Here is a 17,724-nt window from a genome sequence, read left to right as displayed (position 1 = left end):
GGTCAGTGATAGCAACGGAGTAGACTTTACCAGGCAATGTTTACCTGACAGTAATTACCAGGCAATGGTAATCCCATTGTCAATCAAGGCCAATGCCAACCAAACGCTTACTTTCAGTACCTCCACTGACAACTTACCACAAGATATAGATGTATATCTGCAAGATGTAACCAATAACACCTTTACAAAAATAAATGGAGAATCCCATCAAATTACCATTAATGAAACACTCTCAGGTATTGGAAGGTTCTATATACATACCTCTGCAGGAGAGGTTCTCAACGTAGAAGATAATACTGTAGTGTCCAATCAGGTAAGTATATATATGTCAGCTACCAATAGATTAACAATTACCGGACTGAGTCAAGGTACTGCTAAACTTAACATGTATTCAATCTTAGGAAAAAAGGTCTTACAAACTTCTTTTGAACAAAGTCCTACTCAACATATAACCATCCCCGAAACTATCAAAACAGGAGTATACCTGATTGATTTAAAAACATCATCAGGGAATCTACGAAAGAAAATAATCCTCGAATAAACAGATTTAAAATAAATAATAACACATAAAATAGATCATCATGAAAAAAATAATCGTAACTTTTACAGGAATTGCTCTCAATATTGCAACTCACGCACAGATTGGGGTACGAACAATGTCTCCGGCTTCTGCTGCTATGGATATAAGCAGTACCTCTAAAGGCTTCTTACTACCAAGAATGACAAAAACTCAAATAGATGCCATTGCATCTCCTGCCGAAGGACTTATTGTATATTGTACGAATTGCAATGCAAAAGGACTTTACCTTAACAATGGAAGTGAGTTTATAAATCTAATAAATGGTGCAAATATTTCTGCTCACAGTGTGGCTTCTATTGTCGCTGCATCTGATAATCCTGCAAATGGCAATCCGAGTATAGCTGATCTGACCAGTGTGGGTTTAACAAACCTGATAGCAACAAACCTCTCGGGTTATGAAGTAGCTATTGATGCACCTACTCCTGCTCCTACAACACTTGCGGAGCTACAAACCATTATTAATAATATAAACGCAAGTGATGCTGTTTTAGCTCAAATCGGTAGTGATGCGGATAGCGCTACTCAAAACTCAACAGTAACCATAGCACAACTAAATCAGATTATACCTGCTTTGACAGCAATAAATGATGCCAATGAAACAGCATATAGAAATTATATTGATGCCAATCCCAACAGCTTCTCCAGTCCTGCAACACAGGCAGAAGTACAGGCAATGATATTTTTAGTGAACACTCCAACAGTTGTCGGAGCCGGAGGTGCCATTTTTATGGACCGAAATTTAGGGGCTACTCAGGTTGCTACAAGTTCCGATGACAGTAATGCTTACGGAGATTTGTATCAGTGGGGTAGAAATACCGACGGACATCAGTTCAGAACGAGTAGTATAACTGCCGGACCTGTAGCCAGCGGTAATGAAGGTTCTGTTTTTATACTAAATGGTTCATATCCTTACGACTGGTTAAGTACACGTGATGATACACGTTGGAATGGCGCTACCAAAGGATCACATGACCCGTGTCCCGACGGTTTTAGAGTTCCTACCGAAGCAGAATGGCAAACAGAATTTGCGGCGTGGACTACCAATAATGCTGCAGGTGCTTTTAACAGCCCCTTAAAATTAACTACCGCAGGAGATCGTCATCACTGGCATCCTGGTATTGGAGTTGAAAATCTTCATTATGGTTTCTATTGGTCAAGTACAGCTAGTTTTAACTCAGGTGCAACTGCTAGTCTATTACAGTTCAATTCAAGTAGTGTAGTCATTAATAGTAATTACCGAAGAAGCTATGGTATGTCCGTACGGTGTATCTATGATCCAAATTAAGAAGATATATCTTGGCATCTAAAGTGTGCATTAGCATACTCCAAAAACTCAAAATAAAGGAGCTATCTGAAAAGGCAGCTTCTTTTTTTTGAATTGGTTTTTGATGTTTGTATCTTTTTGATATGAATAAAAAAGTAGTTTTTAGAGGTGCCTTTAATTCCTATATCTACTACATATAAAAATACTGCTCTGTAGGAAAATCTAAAAAGCAGTGTTTTTTGTAAATTATTTTAAATGTATAAAATAATAGGATTACCCAGTTAAGTAGCATAAACTCATCAGCGATTTCATGGGAAGCTTTATGAATATTGACCTAGAGTTTAAATGATTAAAATTTTGAAAACTAAACTTATAATTCATTATCAGTCATTTGAGAACTAAATGGGTAACTCTATAAAATAATATTATTTTTAATACAACTTTTTAAGGTCTTATAATTATAACTTCATTAGGGTTATTAATTCCTTCATTGTATTGTTGAGGTAAAAAAACATTACTGATGACTCTTCCTGCGAGTGAATTACAAATAATTGTATCAAGTCCTCCAATATCTACATTAACCAACTCGTCCTGTTGATTAATACGATAATGTGTGACAACCACCCTAGCATTTATTTGATGCGGATTTCTAATTTCAATGGATGGTAAATTTTGGATTGCTTGATTTGCTCCTCTTGTTAACGGATAATTTGGCATAATAATAATAAAATATAATAATGACCCGTTGTGCATTTTGATAAAATTCGTCAATTCGAGTAAATTTTTCGATTGAAAATAAGAAAAATTTGTATCGAGAACATATTTAGAGCAAAAATTCTATTCTCGATACGATTTTTCGTAGCTCAAAATCACTCGAACTGAGGTTTAAATTTACTTTTTAGTTCAAAATGCACAACGGGTAATAATGATTCCTACTCTCTCTAAAAATGGGCTTTTCGGATTTCGCCCTATTATATGGAATATAGAACCGTAGCTACTCATTCAACTATTCTCTATTGATTACAAACGTACCTATATCTGTTCATTCCACTGGTAGGGTATTTTCTAATTTTTAATAATTAAGAGTTTTTACCAGGTATCAAAATTTATTAAGTAAGTTCAGTCTTTTTATTTCAAATTATGAATTTTAATTGTTAAAAACCGGTTAAAAAAAAATAAAAATAAAATTTGGTTTGATAAATGAATAATATTATTAGACTTTATGATTAAAAAAACAATTTTATTTCTTATATATTAATAAACATTTATCAACATAAATATTAGCATTTACTTACATTTTTTAGATAATTCTTATTAATAAGAATATGTGCATATTTTATTATAGTAAAAGTTAATAAGCTACAAAAAATTGATTTTTAAAGAGTTATGTTTTGATAAATTGTTTATTTTTTTTAATAACCCATATATCAAAATTTTATAGTATCATTTTATGTTACTTATAAACAACTTATTATAAGCATTATTTTTTTCAAAATTCATATAAAAAATAAAAAATTATAATGTACATTGTTAATTACTTAAAAAGTAATGAAAAATAGACGCAATAGTTCAATTTGTTAAACGATGTATTATAACTTTTAGAGGTCAGTAGATAATTTCATAACTTGTATGTCAATAAAAATAGGGATTTTATGGAAATTTTCAAGGGTCAAAACTTTTTAGAGTTCGCTGAACGCTTTAAAACAGATGTAGATTGCAAAGCATATCTAGGTCAAATCAAGTGGAAAGAGGGTTATGTATGTCGTAAATGTGGTAATACCAGTTACCAAGTACGTAAGAACTTTTCAAGAACATGCAATAAATGTGGTGATACAGAAAGCCCAACGGCTAACACCATTTTTCACAGAGTGCGATTTGGTGTACGAAAAGCCTTTTTTATCTGTTTTGAAATGGCAACTACCACCAAGAGTTTATCAGCTACACAAATGGGTGTACGCTATGGTATTACAGAAAAGACAGCACGATTGTTTATGCTTAAAGTAAGAGAAGCTATGGCTTCTAGTAAAAATAACCCTATGGATGGTCATGTACAGGTTGATGAATTTGTGTTGGGTGGTTATGAGCAAAACAAGATAGGTCGTAGTTATGATGCTAAGAAAAAGAAGGCTATTACTGCTGTTGAGTTCACAGACCAGGGCAAAGTAAAGCGTATGTATGCTTTAAACATCAAAGATTTTTCTGCACAATCGTTGCAATATATGTTCATTAAGCATATTGATAGAAAGGCTCAAGTAATCACTCACAAATGGAAAGGCTACAGGCCTATTGCAAAAGCCTATAACATTACCCAGATTGATAGCGACAAAGGATTAAACTTTAAAGCCTTACATACGATGATTCATCAAATAAAATCATGGATTAGGACAACTTATTCTTGGGTAAGTGAGTTTAATCTAAACCGATACTTTAATGAGTTTTGTTTTAGAATTAATCGCTCGCAAAACAAAAACACAATATTCAATAACTTAATAACTAAAATGGTCATGAGTGATAAAATTTATCAAAGTGAAATTATATGTAACTAACTACTGACCTCTATAAACTTTTTTATGAAGATTGAGATTGTGATAACATATAGCATTTTCTTAAAGGTAAGGTAGCACGACTATAGTTTATTTTAAAAATGCAGTGAAGTGATCTATTTTGAAACGATTTCGAACTGTAATGAATTTTCTAATGCATCATCCGGGTTAAAAGATCAAATTACTCTTTTAGTACTCTTGTCTTTTATGGAGTCTTTGGAAGCTTTTATAGTCTCTGTATCTTTAGAAGTTTCTTTATCTAGAATTTTATTAATGGAAATAATAGTTACTACTGTTCCCGTAATAAAAATTAATAAGAATAAAGCTATTATTTTTTTAAGATTTCTCATTTTTTATATAAAGCTTATCTTTTAGTAAAGACGTTTGATTTTAACAAATGTTACATTTTTATTAGGTTTTTTTTAACTTTTTATATGTAAGCGAAAATTAAAATTTTAAATGAGTTCAAGTTATGTGTAAAGTTAAACCTGAATTATGTATCGTAGGTATCTTCTAAAAATTTTAGAAATCAAAAAAATGAGTTTTATGAGTAATTAATCTAAAGATAAAAATTCTTATTTTTCCGTGATTCTGGTGAATACTTCTTATTTTTGGTAATGAACCAATTAAGACTCATCTATAAAATTTTTGTAACAAAAAGTATTTGGATGCGTCGTACTAAACAACTTAAAAATTAACAAATCAATGAATAAAAGAATTTTAACACTGTTTTTAGTTTTTTTGACAGCATTTTTTTCAAGTGCTCAACAAGTTGAGTTTGAAGAATATGATTTAGATAATGGAATGCATGTGATTTTACATAAAGACGATTCGGCTCCTGTAGTCATTACCTCTGTAATGTATCACGTAGGCGCAAAAGATGAACAACCTGACAGAACAGGAATGGCTCACTTTTTTGAACATCTGCTTTTTGAAGGTTCTAAAAATATCGGTAAAGGAGAATGGTTTAAAATAGTGTCTGCCAATGGAGGCAGGAATAATGCAAATACTACTGATGACAGAACGTATTACTATGAAATATTTCCTTCCAATAAATTAGAGATCGGATTATGGATGGAATCCGAAAGATTATTACATCCCATAATTGGCCGGGACGGTGTGGATACTCAAAATGAAGTAGTAAAAGAGGAAAAAAGATTACGTGTTGATAATCAGCCGTATTCCAGATTATTGGAGAATGTAAAACTTCATATGTTTAAAAAACACCCTTATAAAGGAACGACTATTGGAAAAATGGAACATCTGGATGCAGCTACCTTAGATGAATTTTTAGCATTCAACAAAAAATATTATGTGCCAAATAATGGGACGTTAGTTGTTGCAGGTGATATCAATATTTTTGAAACAAAAAAAATGATTAAAGATTACTTTGGAGAGATTCCCAAAGGAAAAGATATTGTAAGGAATTTTCCAAAAGAAGACCCTATCACATCGCAAATAGATGCTAAAGCATACGATCCTAATATTCAATTACCTGCCATAGTGGCTGCCTATAGAACGCCTTCTATGAAAACGCGGGATTCAAGAATTTTAGATATGATTTCCAGTTATTTAAGTAGTGGTAAAAGTTCTGTTCTGTATAAAAAAATGGTCGATACTAAAAAAATGGCACTAGCTGTACAAGCAGTAAATTTGAGCCAGGAAGATTATGGAGTATATGCACTATTTAGTATTCCTCAGGGTGAAACTAAATTATCTGACCTGGTAAAAGAAATGGATGCTGAAGTTATAAAAATTCAAAGGGATTTGATCTCTGAAAAAGCGTATCAAAAACTACAAAATAAGTTTGAAAATAATTACGTGAATGCTAATTCAAGTGTAGAAGGAATTGCAAATTCTCTGGCACGTTATCATGTTTTATATAATGATACAAATTTAATTAATACGGAAATTGAAATTTACAGATCTATTACCAGAGAAGAAATCAGAGCAGTTGCTAAAAAATATCTAAACCCCAATCAACGATTACTCTTGGAATATTTACCAGAGGAAAAATAATACCAAAAGACATTTATAATTATGAAAACAAAAATCTTATTATTCGTAGCAATGCTGGCAATGTCTTTTACAGTAAATGCTCAGATTGACAGAAGTAAAATGCCTGAACCCGGCCCTGCTCCAAAGGTAAAACTAGGTAAAGCAGAAAAATTTAAACTGAAAAACGGGTTGACCGTAATTTTGGTAGAAAACCATAAATTACCGAGAGCTTCCGCAAATTTAACCATAGATAATTACCCTGTTTTTGAAGGGGATAAAGCCGGACTTACATCCATGACGGGAAGTTTAATTGGAAGAGGAACCACTCATATTTCTAAAGATGATTTTAATGAAAAAGTGGATTATATGGGAGCAAATTTAAATTTTTCCAGAAGGGGAGCTTTTGGTTCTTCATTAAAAAAATACTTTCCGGAAATTTTAAGTTTAATGGCAGATGGGGTTAAAAATACTGTTTTTACCCAAGAAGAATTTGATAAAGAAGTAAAAATAACGCTGGATGCTATAAAATCTAATGAAAAAAGCGTTACCACCGCCGCCAGAAGAGTCGAAGATGTATTAACATATGGTAAAGACCATCCTTTTGGAGAATTTACCACCAAAGAAACAGTAAAAAATATTACGCTTGAAGATGTTAAAAATGCATATGATACCTACTATAGACCAAATAACGGATATCTGGTGATTATCGGAGATATCAACCCTAAAAAGACAAAAAAATTAGTAAAAAAATTATTTGGTGATTGGTCTCCGGGAACCATTCCTTCATATATAATGCCCACACCTGAAAATGTAGAAACTACAGAAATAGATTTTGTTGATATGCCTAATGCCGTACAATCTGAAATTGCTGTCATTAACAATATTAATCTGAAACTAGGCGATGAAGATTACTATGCTGCTTTACTGGCAAATCAAATTCTAGGAGGAGGAGCAACAGCTCGTTTATTTCAAAACCTGAGAGAAGATAAAGGATATACGTACGGATCATACTCAAATGTAAGGCAAAGCAGACATGCAGGAACATTTAGAGCAACAGCAAGTGTTAGGAATGTGGTAACCGATAGTTCCGTAGTAGAATTATTAAAAGAAATTAATAAAATCCGATATCAAAAAGTAACCGAAAAAGAACTAAAAGATGCCAAAGAAAAATATATTGGCAATTTTGTAATTGATGTTCAAAAACCGGCTACTGCTGCCAGATATGCTTTAAATATTGAATTGTATGATTTACCGAAAGATTACTACGAAACCTATTTGCAAAAAATAAATGCAGTAACTGTAGATGATGTGCAGAATGCAGCGATTAAATATTTTAGAGGTGATAAAGCCCGAATTATAATTACCGGCAAAGGCATTGATGTTTTAAAGAATTTGGAAAAAAATTCCGATTATAAGATTGATTATTTTGATAAATACGGAAAACCTTCTGAAAAACCGGAAATGTCATTGCCAATTCCTGAAGGTGTGACTGCTGCTACTGTTGTTGATAATTATGTAAGTGCTATAGGAGGATCGGAAAAAGTGGCAACTGTAGAGACGTTAATGATTACGTCCGAAGCTAATGTAACAGGAGCACCGGCTCCCATTTCACTTATTGATAAAACGGCAAAACCCAACAAACAGTCTATCCTTTTATCTATGCTGGGAAATGTACTGCAAAAGCAAGTTTTTGATGGTGAAAAAGGGTATTCGGAAGCCAGAGGTCAAAAGAAAGATTTGGAAGGAGAAGATTTGGAGGAAGCAAAATCCGATACCACTCCTTTCTCCGATATGGCCTATGCAAAAGGAAATTTAAAAAGAATAGAGCCTGTTGAAGGTAAAAACGCCTACGTAATTGAAATTAACGACAAAGAAGTGTATTACGATGTAGTTTCAGGGTTAAAAATAAAAACGGTTCAAACTGCTAAAAGCCCGGATGGACAGGAGATAAAAAACGTTGTTTTATATGCGGATTATAAAGAAGTAAACGGAATTAAATTTCCACACAAAGTTTCTCGTTTTTTTGGACGACAAAAGATTGATTTTGTAACAAAAGAAATAAAAATCAACGAAGGAGTAACAGATGAAGATTTTAAGTGATTTTTTAGACACTACTTTAATTATGAATAGAGATCTTTACAAAATAGTGATATATTCTGTATTGAAATTGATTTGACTTCAAATTTCTTCCTTCCCGAAAATTTTCTTCGGGCGTTGAACTTTTTTGTCAAATCAATTCTGCAAAGGTCTCGAATATATAAACAAAAAACCGGAAGAATATTCACCTTTCCGGTTTTTTGTTTTGATTATTTTCCGGGGAAATCAGGTTTTCTTTTTTCTAAGAAAGCAGTAGTTCCTTCTTTAAAATCTTCGGTTCCAAAACAGTTTCCAAATTCCTTGATTTCGGTCTTAAAGCCATTGATACCATCTTTAAAGTGATCGTTTACGGATTTTATTGCTGCGCCAATTGCAACAGGTGAATTTTTCATTATTTTACCTGCCAGTTTTTCTGTCAGAGAAAGTAAATTTTCCTGAATAGTTAAATCATTGACTAGTCCGATTTTTTTTGCCTCTTCGGCAGTAATCATATTTGCAGTCATGATTAGTTCCATGGCTTTTCCCTTTCCTACCAGTTGTGGCAGGCGTTGAGTTCCTCCGTAACCGGGGATTACTCCCAGTGAAACTTCCGGTAATCCCATTTTTGCATCGTCAGAAGCAATTCTGAGATGGCATGCCATGGCTAACTCCAAACCTCCTCCCAGGGCAAACCCGTTGACAGCTGCAATCACCGGAGTTGATAAATTTGCTATAAAATCAAATAGGAGTTCCTGCCCCTTTTCGGCCAGTTTTTCTCCTTCTTCAACAGAAAAATGAGCAAATTCGGAAATATCTGCTCCTGCAACGAAGGCCTTGTCTCCACTACCTGTAATTACAATGACTCTAATAAAAGGATTGCTATTTAGGCTGTCAAAAGCCCGATGTAGCTCATGTATAGTAGCAATGTTTAACGCATTTAACTTTTTGGGTCTGTTAATAGTAATAATTGCCAATCCGCTTTTTTCTTCTACCAGGATGTTTTTAAAATTCATATTGCTAAAATTATTTGTTTTGAATACCAGTTTAAATACCTAATAGATTTTAAAGTTAAAAAAATTCACAAATTTTTAATGCTGCTTTTCTGGAGTTGCTACATTTACTGGTACAATGAATTTTATCATAAGCACCAAGCCCAGATTGGTTGTTATAACTTCCTGTTAACTGAAAAATACCACGTCCCCTGAATTTATAACCATCTCCGGTATTTACGTTTCCTAATTTAGTTCTAGTACTTCTGTAAGTATTATCGTCCCCGTATATAAAAAGTAGCAAAATAAAAAAAATTATTATTTTTCAATCTAAGGTAAATACAGCAGAAAAGTACAAACCTTTGAAATCCGTACTTAACCGCTATTTTTTATATACCGTGTTATGCCACGTTTATTATTCTTTTTTCATTTTAAATTTTTGATATAAATAAATTATCAAAATGGAGAATATTGAACTCAATGTGGAATGTAATATAAGTATACTTATTTCTTTTTCAAAGATAAAGATTGTTAAAATTGTATAAATAACAATAAATGTTATGAAAAAAATAAAATATCCAGCTTTTGTCATAATACTACAATTTTAAAAGAAATGATCCCATATCTGAGAAACTGCAGATGCTGCACTTCCTCCAGCAGCTCCACCAATAATAGCCCCAGCATATCCTACTTGACCTGCTCCAGGAACAACATTTACTATTGCTGCACCAACAGCACCTCCAACCGCTCCAGCAACATCTGCACCTGCCACATCACTCCAACTAAACCAACCTCGTCCTGAACGGTTACTTTCACTTGATAAGACCTGTTGCCAATCATCAATATTATCTCTCCAATACTCTAAAGAGGCTTTTCCTATTTCAGCACTAGCCAGAATTATTTGAGCATCTATTTCAGATAATTCATTTTGAGCAGTCTCTTCAATCAAATTTAGTTGATTGATTGTAGCACCAAAATCATTGGGAGCATTGTTCAGAGAAATTTCAACTTCATTTAATAATTCAATAACTTCATCTGATAAATTATCTGAATACTCTTCAATTACGGCTTGAATAGGAGGCACAGAATTAGAACTACTCCTTTCTGTCATTCTTTTGTCATAAAAAAATCTCTCTACCTCCTTTTCTGAATATTCTACTGCTATCTCTTTACCTGTTTTATATGTGATAGAGTAAAATGAATTTAGTTCTGAATTTATTAAATCATCTATATTAGCTTTATTTTTATTAAATGATACATCATTATTCTTTAATCCATTTAGAACATAATCCATTGCTTTGTTATGGTCTTGAGCTAACTTTTTAAACTCATTTAAAGATAATAATTCAGAGTCATTTTTCCGTATAGAACTATTTTCTTCACTACAAGCAAAGAGTGTTAAACTTAAAATGATAGCAAATGCTATTTTAGATAAATGTTTCATCTTTATTTAGTTTTAGAGGAAAAATCTTTTTCATTTATTTTAAATTTTTCTGGTTATACAAAATTTGAATTATTCGACATTCAATCGGTTTACTCTATTTTTATCAAGTGGTTTTTCCGATTTCACATATTCCACTCACTTAATTTTAAGGTAGGTGGTCAACCTGTTTTTTTACCGTTATGTTTGTTTTATGTCTCGTCCTAAAATAGGGCTACAGTTAATTATTAAAATTTATGCTACATTTTTGTGCACGTAATTAGGTGTTTTATAATCTAAAGATAAATGTAATCTTTTATTATTATATAATTTGATTGCATTTTTTGTTGCTTTTTTGGCGTGATTGATATTTGTAAATGTTTGGTCGAGGAAGAATTCATCTTTTAAAATTCCGTTAACTCTTTCGGCCATTGCGTTTTCGTAGCAATGATTTTCTTGGGTCATACTGATTTGTATCTTTTTTCTTTTCAAAATTTGAGTATAAACATTGCTACAATATTGTATTCCTCTATCAGAATGATGTATGATTTCTTCGGTATTTTTAGTTTGATAAATAGCTTTATTTAAAGCTCTAACACAGCCTTTAAGTTCTAAACTATCACTAATATCATAGCCTACTATTTTTCTTGAATACATATCAGTAATAAGTGCTAAATAACAAAATCCATTTATAGTTCTTATATAGGTAATATCCGAAGCCCAAACTTGGTTAGGTCTATTAATGATCAGGTCTTTTATGATATTTTTATATTTATAAAAACGATGGTAAGAGTTGGTTGTTTTAGAAGAATATTTTTTCCTTCTAATTAACAAATTATTTTCTTTTAAGATTCTAAATAACTGGTCTCTACCTATATTTATATTCTGTTTCCTAAAATCATTATGTAAGGATTTCATTAGCTTTCTAGTACCTTATCTGGGTAATGTTTTCCTGCTTTTTTTAACAAGCATTATTACATTTTGTTCTATTTGTTTTTTAAGAACAAACCTTTTTTGATATTTGTAATAAGCATCTCTTTTTAACTCGAAAGCATTACAAATAGTAGCGATGGCGTACCTTCTTTTTTTTCTATTAATCGGTGCTATTTTCATTAAGGCTTTATGTTTAAGTTTTTTTTTAATTCTTCAACATTTTTATAGCCAAGATTTTCAGCAGCTACTTCAAGATAACTATCATTCACAAGTTTATCTAGATCCTTTTTAATAAGAAGATCTTTGAGTTGTTTTAGCTCTTTTTGAAGGGCTTTAATACGGGATAATTCGTCGTCTGTTTGCACGGTTACACGGGTGTTCATTAAATCTTTACGGTCATATTTTTTAATCCATACGTTTATCGTACTAGATTGTATGCCGTAAGTTAAGGCAATTTGTCTTTTGGAATGGTTTCCTTTGGTAAGTTCTGCTAATACTTTGAGTTTAAAACTCTCACTATAACGTCTTACATATCCATCATTTTTATACATATACTTGTTGTTTTTTGTATACATATTTCAGGACGGGTCATTAATGTGGCTAACGGTTTTGTATACGAAAAGTAGCGGGCTTAAAAGTGCTAACTTTTCAGTTTTGTACGGAGTTTCAATTTACGGAATCAATTTTAAATGATGTACTGTACTTAAACCGCTATTTTTTATACCGTGTTATGCCACGTTACTTTCACCTTTCCTTCTGGTCTTGATGTTTTTAATATGTATTTTTATGAAAACTATTAATGATAGTATTGCTAAAATAGGTGCAGATATTTGCCAATAAAGCACTTCTTTATTTTGAATCTCAGAAATTATTAATTTTCTAATAAAGATAGAGAATACTAAAATTTCAATTATCATAATAATTGCTGTTAAAAAGGGGAATTTCATAATGTTTAGCTGTCCTTTTTTTACTGATTCTTTTTGATAAAGTGATAAAAAAAGACTTCCAATTAAAATGGATAAAAAGAAAGAGTTTGAATATTTGAAAAAGTTCAGTTCTTTATTGTGACTATAAATAAAATAGACATATATTAAAGCTATCAATAAACACAAAAAAAACAGGGCTTGAATTATATATTTAGGTAATTTAATCATGATATGAATATTATTTATTACATGTATCCGGCACATTCAGTTATTACATTATAGCTAGCCGAAGCCAAACCAATAAGAGCTATTGCACATAAAAATACTGTGGCGCAACCAGCTACAAATCCAATAAGGGCTGCAACCCAAATTAAATAAGCAAGAAGACAACTCCATGGTCCTCTAGCTTGAAATTGATTATTATCGAAAATTTCTGAGTTTTCTTCGTTCGTAATTTTCAATGAACTTGCAATTTTATTGAACTTCTCAAACTCAACATCGGACAGGTTTCTTGATATAATGTCTTGTTCAAATTCATCTATTGCTATTTGGAAGTTATCAGTCTCAGTTTTATCAGCAAAACTTCTTAGATCTTCTACATCTTGGTTCGATAACAAACCTTCATTTACCACAAAAGATTTAATATCTTTAATATCTGTCTTAGTAAATAAGGCTGTTAAAATGTGGTCTGGAATAGCTAAATTAGATCCATATTCATTGTTTAAAGTTGCTAATAAACCTTGCCCAAATTGTAATGATTTATCATTATCAGAGTTTTTGAAATCAATATTTATTAACTCAATGTTTCGCTCCTTAAAAGCTTTATACAAAGCATAATTGAAACTTCTCGGCTTATTTAATTCATATTGCTCACAAGAAAAAAACAGTACTAATCCAGCTAACAATAATGCTAGATAAGGTTTTCTAAAAATTTTTAAAATATTCATAATACTTAATTTAGGGGAAAAAATCTTTTTCACTCATTTAGATTTTTCCAAGTTAATAAAATTTTCTTTTTCTACTCTTTCGATTTTCGTAACTCGGTTTACTTTTTCTTTTATTTCGGTTTCAACTTTCACATTTTCGATTTTGGATGGTCAGTCCGTTTTTGACCGCTATGTTTGTTTTATGTCTCGTCCTAAAATAGGGCTACAGTTAATTATTAAAATTTATGCTACATTTTTGTGCACGTAATTAGGTGTTTTATAATCTAAAGATAAATGTAATCTTTTATTATTATATAATTTGATTGCATTTTTTGTTGCTTTTTTGGCGTGATTGATATTTGTAAATGTTTGGTCGAGGAAGAATTCATCTTTTAAAATTCCGTTAACTCTTTCGGCCATTGCGTTTTCGTAGCAATGATTTTCTTGGGTCATACTGATTTGTATCTTTTTTCTTTTCAAAATTTGAGTATAAACATTGCTACAATATTGTATTCCTCTATCAGAATGATGTATGATTTCTTCGGTATTTTTAGTTTGATAAATAGCTTTATTTAAAGCTCTAACACAGCCTTTAAGTTCTAAACTATCACTAATATCATAGCCTACTATTTTTCTTGAATACATATCAGTAATAAGTGCTAAATAACAAAATCCATTTATAGTTCTTATATAGGTAATATCCGAAGCCCAAACTTGGTTAGGTCTATTAATGATCAGGTCTTTTATGATATTTTTATATTTATAAAAACGATGGTAAGAGTTGGTTGTTTTAGAAGAATATTTTTTCCTTCTAATTAACAAATTATTTTCTTTTAAGATTCTAAATAACTGGTCTCTACCTATATTTATATTCTGTTTCCTAAAATCATTATGTAAGGATTTCATTAGCTTTCTAGTACCTTCTCTGGGTAATGTTTTCCTGCTTTTTTTAACAAGCATTATTACATTTTGTTCTATTTGTTTTTTAAGAACAAACCTTTTTTGATATTTGTAATAAGCATCTCTTTTTAACTCGAAAGCATTACAAATAGTAGCGATGGCGTACCTTCTTTTTTTTCTATTAATCGGTGCTATTTTCATTAAGGCTTTATGTTTAAGTTTTTTTTTAATTCTTCAACATTTTTATAGCCAAGATTTTCAGCAGCTACTTCAAGATAACTATCATTCACAAGTTTATCTAGATCCTTTTTAATAAGAAGATCTTTGAGTTGTTTTAGCTCTTTTTGAAGGGCTTTAATACGGGATAATTCGTCGTCTGTTTGCACGGTTACACGGGTGTTCATTAAATCTTTACGGTCATATTTTTTAATCCATACGTTTATCGTACTAGATTGTATGCCGTAAGTTAAGGCAATTTGTCTTTTGGAATGGTTTCCTTTGGTAAGTTCTGCTAATACTTTGAGTTTAAAACTCTCACTATAACGTCTTACATATCCATCATTTTTATACATATACTTGTTGTTTTTTGTATACATATTTCAGGACGGGTCACACGATTACACTACAAAGGTGAGATAATTTTTAACGTAAATCAATCCCCTTTAACAATGAAATTTAAAACTCACCCTTTTCAGGTAGGTATTTATAAAATTTAACTTTTAATTTCTCTAAAAATAATGCTTCTTTCTTATTGAACTCGTTTAGACTTTTTGTATTTTAAGTCATTATGAAAAACTTGGGGCTTTCTAACTTTAAACTTTTATATTTTCCAACTTTATATTATTTTTAGTTTAAGTTTCTTTTTTCAATAAAAAACCGTCTTAAAATTAAGCTGCATTCATCTTCCAATACGCCGTTTACTACTTTTGTTTTCGGATGCAGTTTTGTATTCAGACGAGAAAAGCCTCTTTCCGGCTCTGAAGTTCCGTACACAATTTTACCTAATTGTGCCCAATAACTGGCACCGGCACACATTTGGCAAGGCTCCAAAGTTACATATAAAGTACATTCTCTTAAATACTTACCCCCTAGAAAATCTGCCGCAGCAGTAAATACTTGCATTTCCGCATGAGCCGTAACATCGTTTAATGTTTCCGTGAGGTTATGTCCTCTTGCAATAATTTGATCTTTTAAAACAACAACCGCACCTATAGGAACTTCTCCCTTATCAAAAGCATATTGTGCTTCCTGCAAAGCTTTTTTCATAAAATATGTATCATCAAAAGGAATTAACATCATTTTTAATTATGAAACTCACTTCATCAATAATACAAAAAGGATTTGAGTTGTAAAACCGTATTTTTGTAATATGTCAAAAAGCTTGTTAGATACCATAACATATCCGTCTGACTTAAGAAAATTAAAAACAGACCTATTACCTCAATTAGCCAGGGAGTTACGTAGATTTATTATTGATGTGATTGCTACTAAAGAAGGGCATTTAGGTGCAAGTTTAGGAGTCGTGGAGATCACAATAGCATTGCATTACTTTTTTAATACCCCTGATGACCTATTGGTCTGGGATGTAGGCCACCAGGCTTACGGGCACAAAATTTTAACAGGCAGAAAAAATAGTTTTCACACCAATCGCCAATTGCATGGCATTTCAGGTTTTCCAAAACGGAGCGAAAGTGAATTTGATGTTTTTGGCACCGGCCATTCTTCTACCTCTATTTCCGCAGCTTTAGGAATGGCCGTAGCTTCCAGCTTAAAAGGTGAAACGGAAAAACAGCATATCGTAGTTATCGGAGATGCTTCCATTGCAAGCGGAATGGCTTTTGAAGCTCTAAACCATGCCGGTGTTTCTAATGCTAATTTGCTAATTGTTTTAAATGATAATGCTATAGGAATAGACCCTTCGGTAGGTGCTTTAAAAGAATATCTGGCAAAAATTAAGACAGATAAAACTGTTGCTAAAAATAATCCTATAAGTGCATTAAACTTTGGTTATGCTGGTCCCGTTGACGGGCATAATATGGATAAACTGGGTGCCGAACTAAAACGATTAAAAAAGATAAAAGGGCTCCGGTTCCTACATGTTGTTACTACAAAAGGAAAGGGCTTACAAAAAGCCGAAGAAAACCAGATTCAATATCATTCCCCCGGAAAGTTTGATAAAATTTCAGGTGAAATAGTAGTAGAATCAAAAGAAGATCATTTTACAAAATATCAAGATGTTTTTGGAAAAACCCTAGTTGAATTAGCCAAAGAAAACGAAAAAATCATAGCCATTACCCCTGCTATGCTAACAGGCAGCTCTTTAAACCTGATGATGCGGAAATTCCCCGAGAGAACTTTTGATGTGGGGATTGCCGAACAACACGCCGTAACATTGGCAGCAGGATTTGCTACCCGGAAAATGGTTCCTTTTTGTGTCATTTACTCCACATTTTTGCAAAGAGCATATGACCAAGTTATCCACGATGTTGCTTTACAAAATTTACCGGTAATTTTTTGCATAGACAGGGCCGGTTTAGTAGGTAGAGACGGGGCTACACACCATGGCGTTTTTGATATTGCCTATTTAAATTGCATTCCAAACCTGATCATTTGTGCACCAAGAAATGAAATTGAATTTCGAAATATCTTATATACGTCACAATTAGGGATAGATCATCCGATTGCAATTCGCTATCCCAGAGGAAAAGGAGATATTAAAAATTGGAGGCAACCATTTAAAAAAATTAAAACAGGAACAGGAGTTTGTTTAAAAGAAGGTAGAAAAGCAGCTGTGCTGTCAGTAGGAACCATTTCAAAAAATATAACACAGGCTTTTGATTTACTCGATTCGAATATTGATATTGCTCATTATGATTTACGCTTTATCAAGCCACTGGACGAGGCTTTGTTACATGATATCTTTAAAAAGTTCGAGATACTTATAACCATTGAAGACGGGGTTATGAAAGGAGGGTTTGGTTCCTCCGTTTTAGCATTTGCTTCACAACATAAATACGATGCTTCTATAGATATCTTAGGCATTCCGGATGTATTTGTAGCACACGGAACCATTTATGAATTACAAAAAATTTTAGGATTAGACCCTCAAGCAATTGCAAAAAAATTACAAAAAATAGTTAGCAGATAAAAAAACTATTTTAGTTGCTAA

Annotated in this window: 19 protein-coding genes; 6 read left to right on the top strand and 13 right to left on the bottom strand. The window is 32.0% G+C overall.

Annotated features, from left to right (window positions below):
• The first annotated feature begins 64 nt into the window (after window positions 1–64).
• Both GKR88_02445 and GKR88_02440 read left to right on the top strand, forming a co-directional pair.
• On the top strand, window positions 65–541 hold the full coding sequence (locus GKR88_02445) for a T9SS type A sorting domain-containing protein (protein ID QMU63246.1): 477 nt from the start codon (window positions 65–67) through the stop codon (window positions 539–541).
• Window positions 542–581: 40 nt separating this feature from the next.
• Complete coding sequence (locus tag GKR88_02440; protein QMU63245.1) at window positions 582–1,865, top strand: hypothetical protein; 1,284 nt, start codon at window positions 582–584, stop codon at window positions 1,863–1,865.
• A 423-nt stretch (window positions 1,866–2,288) separates the two neighbouring features.
• Here GKR88_02440 and GKR88_02435 read toward each other — a convergent pair whose 3' ends face one another.
• Window positions 2,289–2,597 carry a hypothetical protein gene (locus GKR88_02435; protein QMU63244.1) on the bottom strand — a complete coding sequence of 103 codons (309 nt, stop codon included), beginning with the start codon at window positions 2,595–2,597 and terminating at the stop codon, window positions 2,289–2,291.
• Window positions 2,598–3,496: 899 nt separating this feature from the next.
• Here GKR88_02435 and GKR88_02430 point away from each other — a divergent pair.
• The gene (locus GKR88_02430; protein ID QMU63243.1) at window positions 3,497–4,390 is read left to right on the top strand and encodes an IS1595 family transposase; all 894 of its coding nucleotides are present in this window, start codon (window positions 3,497–3,499) and stop codon (window positions 4,388–4,390) included.
• Window positions 4,391–4,563: 173 nt separating this feature from the next.
• Here the strand turns inward: GKR88_02430 and GKR88_02425 are convergent, their stop codons facing one another.
• Window positions 4,564–4,737, bottom strand: a complete 174-nt coding sequence (locus tag GKR88_02425; GenBank protein ID QMU63242.1) for a hypothetical protein — start codon at window positions 4,735–4,737, stop codon at window positions 4,564–4,566.
• A 355-nt stretch (window positions 4,738–5,092) separates the two neighbouring features.
• On the opposite strand from GKR88_02425, the gene GKR88_02420 reads away from it, so the two are divergent.
• Entirely contained in the window at window positions 5,093–6,406 is a 1,314-nt protein-coding gene (locus tag GKR88_02420) for an insulinase family protein (protein ID QMU63241.1), read from the top strand.
• Window positions 6,407–6,427: 21 nt separating this feature from the next.
• Entirely contained in the window at window positions 6,428–8,485 is a 2,058-nt protein-coding gene (locus tag GKR88_02415; protein QMU63240.1) for an insulinase family protein, read from the top strand.
• A 206-nt stretch (window positions 8,486–8,691) separates the two neighbouring features.
• Here the strand turns inward: GKR88_02415 and GKR88_02410 are convergent, their stop codons facing one another.
• The 11 genes from GKR88_02410 to GKR88_02360 all read right to left on the bottom strand — a co-directional run bounded on the left by GKR88_02410 (window position 8,692) and on the right by GKR88_02360 (window position 15,851).
• Window positions 8,692–9,474, bottom strand: a complete 783-nt coding sequence (locus tag GKR88_02410) for an enoyl-CoA hydratase (protein ID QMU63239.1) — start codon at window positions 9,472–9,474, stop codon at window positions 8,692–8,694.
• 55 nt (window positions 9,475–9,529) lie between these two features.
• Window positions 9,530–9,754, bottom strand: a complete 225-nt coding sequence (locus GKR88_02405; protein ID QMU63238.1) for a hypothetical protein — start codon at window positions 9,752–9,754, stop codon at window positions 9,530–9,532.
• A 300-nt stretch (window positions 9,755–10,054) separates the two neighbouring features.
• A complete protein-coding gene (locus GKR88_02400; protein QMU63237.1) occupies window positions 10,055–10,894 on the bottom strand; it encodes a hypothetical protein in 840 nt (279 codons plus the stop codon).
• A gap of 231 nt (window positions 10,895–11,125) precedes the next feature.
• Window positions 11,126–11,788, bottom strand: coding sequence for an IS3 family transposase (locus tag GKR88_02395; protein ID QMU63236.1), 663 nt, complete (start codon window positions 11,786–11,788; stop codon window positions 11,126–11,128).
• A 15-nt stretch (window positions 11,789–11,803) separates the two neighbouring features.
• Window positions 11,804–11,983, bottom strand: a complete 180-nt coding sequence (locus tag GKR88_02390; GenBank protein QMU63235.1) for a hypothetical protein — start codon at window positions 11,981–11,983, stop codon at window positions 11,804–11,806.
• Entirely contained in the window at window positions 11,983–12,354 is a 372-nt protein-coding gene (locus GKR88_02385) for a transposase (protein ID QMU63234.1), read from the bottom strand. The genes GKR88_02390 and GKR88_02385 overlap by 1 nt, the downstream gene beginning before the upstream one ends.
• 177 nt (window positions 12,355–12,531) lie before the next feature.
• Window positions 12,532–12,957 carry a hypothetical protein gene (locus tag GKR88_02380; GenBank protein QMU63233.1) on the bottom strand — a complete coding sequence of 142 codons (426 nt, stop codon included), beginning with the start codon at window positions 12,955–12,957 and terminating at the stop codon, window positions 12,532–12,534.
• 17 nt (window positions 12,958–12,974) lie between these two features.
• On the bottom strand, window positions 12,975–13,709 hold the full coding sequence (locus tag GKR88_02375; GenBank protein ID QMU63232.1) for a hypothetical protein: 735 nt from the start codon (window positions 13,707–13,709) through the stop codon (window positions 12,975–12,977).
• A 189-nt stretch (window positions 13,710–13,898) separates the two neighbouring features.
• A complete protein-coding gene (locus GKR88_02370) occupies window positions 13,899–14,756 on the bottom strand; it encodes an IS3 family transposase (GenBank protein ID QMU63231.1) in 858 nt (285 codons plus the stop codon).
• Window positions 14,756–15,127, bottom strand: a complete 372-nt coding sequence (locus GKR88_02365; GenBank protein QMU63230.1) for a transposase — start codon at window positions 15,125–15,127, stop codon at window positions 14,756–14,758. The genes GKR88_02370 and GKR88_02365 overlap by 1 nt, the downstream gene beginning before the upstream one ends.
• A gap of 274 nt (window positions 15,128–15,401) precedes the next feature.
• Window positions 15,402–15,851: a nucleoside deaminase gene (locus tag GKR88_02360; protein ID QMU66618.1), complete on the bottom strand. Its 450-nt coding sequence runs from the start codon at window positions 15,849–15,851 to the stop codon at window positions 15,402–15,404.
• A 73-nt stretch (window positions 15,852–15,924) separates the two neighbouring features.
• Between GKR88_02360 and GKR88_02355 the strand changes: the two genes are divergently transcribed.
• Entirely contained in the window at window positions 15,925–17,703 is a 1,779-nt protein-coding gene (locus GKR88_02355; GenBank protein ID QMU63229.1) for a 1-deoxy-D-xylulose-5-phosphate synthase, read from the top strand.
• Window positions 17,704–17,724: the final 21 nt, after the last annotated feature.

Source organism: Flavobacteriaceae bacterium (assembly GCA_014075215.1).
Lineage (GTDB): Bacteria > Bacteroidota > Bacteroidia > Flavobacteriales > Flavobacteriaceae > Polaribacter.
Note: the sequence above shows the minus strand (reverse complement) of the source record. Positions and strands in the feature narration are given on the sequence as shown.

What these genes read in the sequence shown, in the direction of transcription:
- GKR88_02410 (QMU63239.1), bottom strand. Translation starts at nt 9,474, where the DNA reads ATGAATTTTAAAAACATCCTGGTAGAAGAAAAAAGCGGATTGGCAATT.
- GKR88_02370 (QMU63231.1), bottom strand. Translation starts at nt 14,756, where the DNA reads ATGAAAATAGCACCGATTAATAGAAAAAAAAGAAGGTACGCCATCGCT.
- GKR88_02365 (QMU63230.1), bottom strand. Translation starts at nt 15,127, where the DNA reads ATGTATAAAAATGATGGATATGTAAGACGTTATAGTGAGAGTTTTAAA.
- GKR88_02430 (QMU63243.1), top strand. Translation starts at nt 3,497, where the DNA reads ATGGAAATTTTCAAGGGTCAAAACTTTTTAGAGTTCGCTGAACGCTTT.
- GKR88_02420 (QMU63241.1), top strand. Translation starts at nt 5,093, where the DNA reads ATGAATAAAAGAATTTTAACACTGTTTTTAGTTTTTTTGACAGCATTT.
- GKR88_02385 (QMU63234.1), bottom strand. Translation starts at nt 12,354, where the DNA reads ATGTATAAAAATGATGGATATGTAAGACGTTATAGTGAGAGTTTTAAA.
- GKR88_02440 (QMU63245.1), top strand. Translation starts at nt 582, where the DNA reads ATGAAAAAAATAATCGTAACTTTTACAGGAATTGCTCTCAATATTGCA.
- GKR88_02390 (QMU63235.1), bottom strand. Translation starts at nt 11,983, where the DNA reads ATGAAAATAGCACCGATTAATAGAAAAAAAAGAAGGTACGCCATCGCT.
- GKR88_02395 (QMU63236.1), bottom strand. Translation starts at nt 11,788, where the DNA reads ATGAAATCCTTACATAATGATTTTAGGAAACAGAATATAAATATAGGT.
- GKR88_02415 (QMU63240.1), top strand. Translation starts at nt 6,428, where the DNA reads ATGAAAACAAAAATCTTATTATTCGTAGCAATGCTGGCAATGTCTTTT.
- GKR88_02435 (QMU63244.1), bottom strand. Translation starts at nt 2,597, where the DNA reads ATGCACAACGGGTCATTATTATATTTTATTATTATTATGCCAAATTAT.
- GKR88_02360 (QMU66618.1), bottom strand. Translation starts at nt 15,851, where the DNA reads ATGTTAATTCCTTTTGATGATACATATTTTATGAAAAAAGCTTTGCAG.
- GKR88_02355 (QMU63229.1), top strand. Translation starts at nt 15,925, where the DNA reads ATGTCAAAAAGCTTGTTAGATACCATAACATATCCGTCTGACTTAAGA.
- GKR88_02400 (QMU63237.1), bottom strand. Translation starts at nt 10,894, where the DNA reads ATGAAACATTTATCTAAAATAGCATTTGCTATCATTTTAAGTTTAACA.
- GKR88_02380 (QMU63233.1), bottom strand. Translation starts at nt 12,957, where the DNA reads ATGATTAAATTACCTAAATATATAATTCAAGCCCTGTTTTTTTTGTGT.
- GKR88_02425 (QMU63242.1), bottom strand. Translation starts at nt 4,737, where the DNA reads ATGAGAAATCTTAAAAAAATAATAGCTTTATTCTTATTAATTTTTATT.
- GKR88_02445 (QMU63246.1), top strand. Translation starts at nt 65, where the DNA reads ATGGTAATCCCATTGTCAATCAAGGCCAATGCCAACCAAACGCTTACT.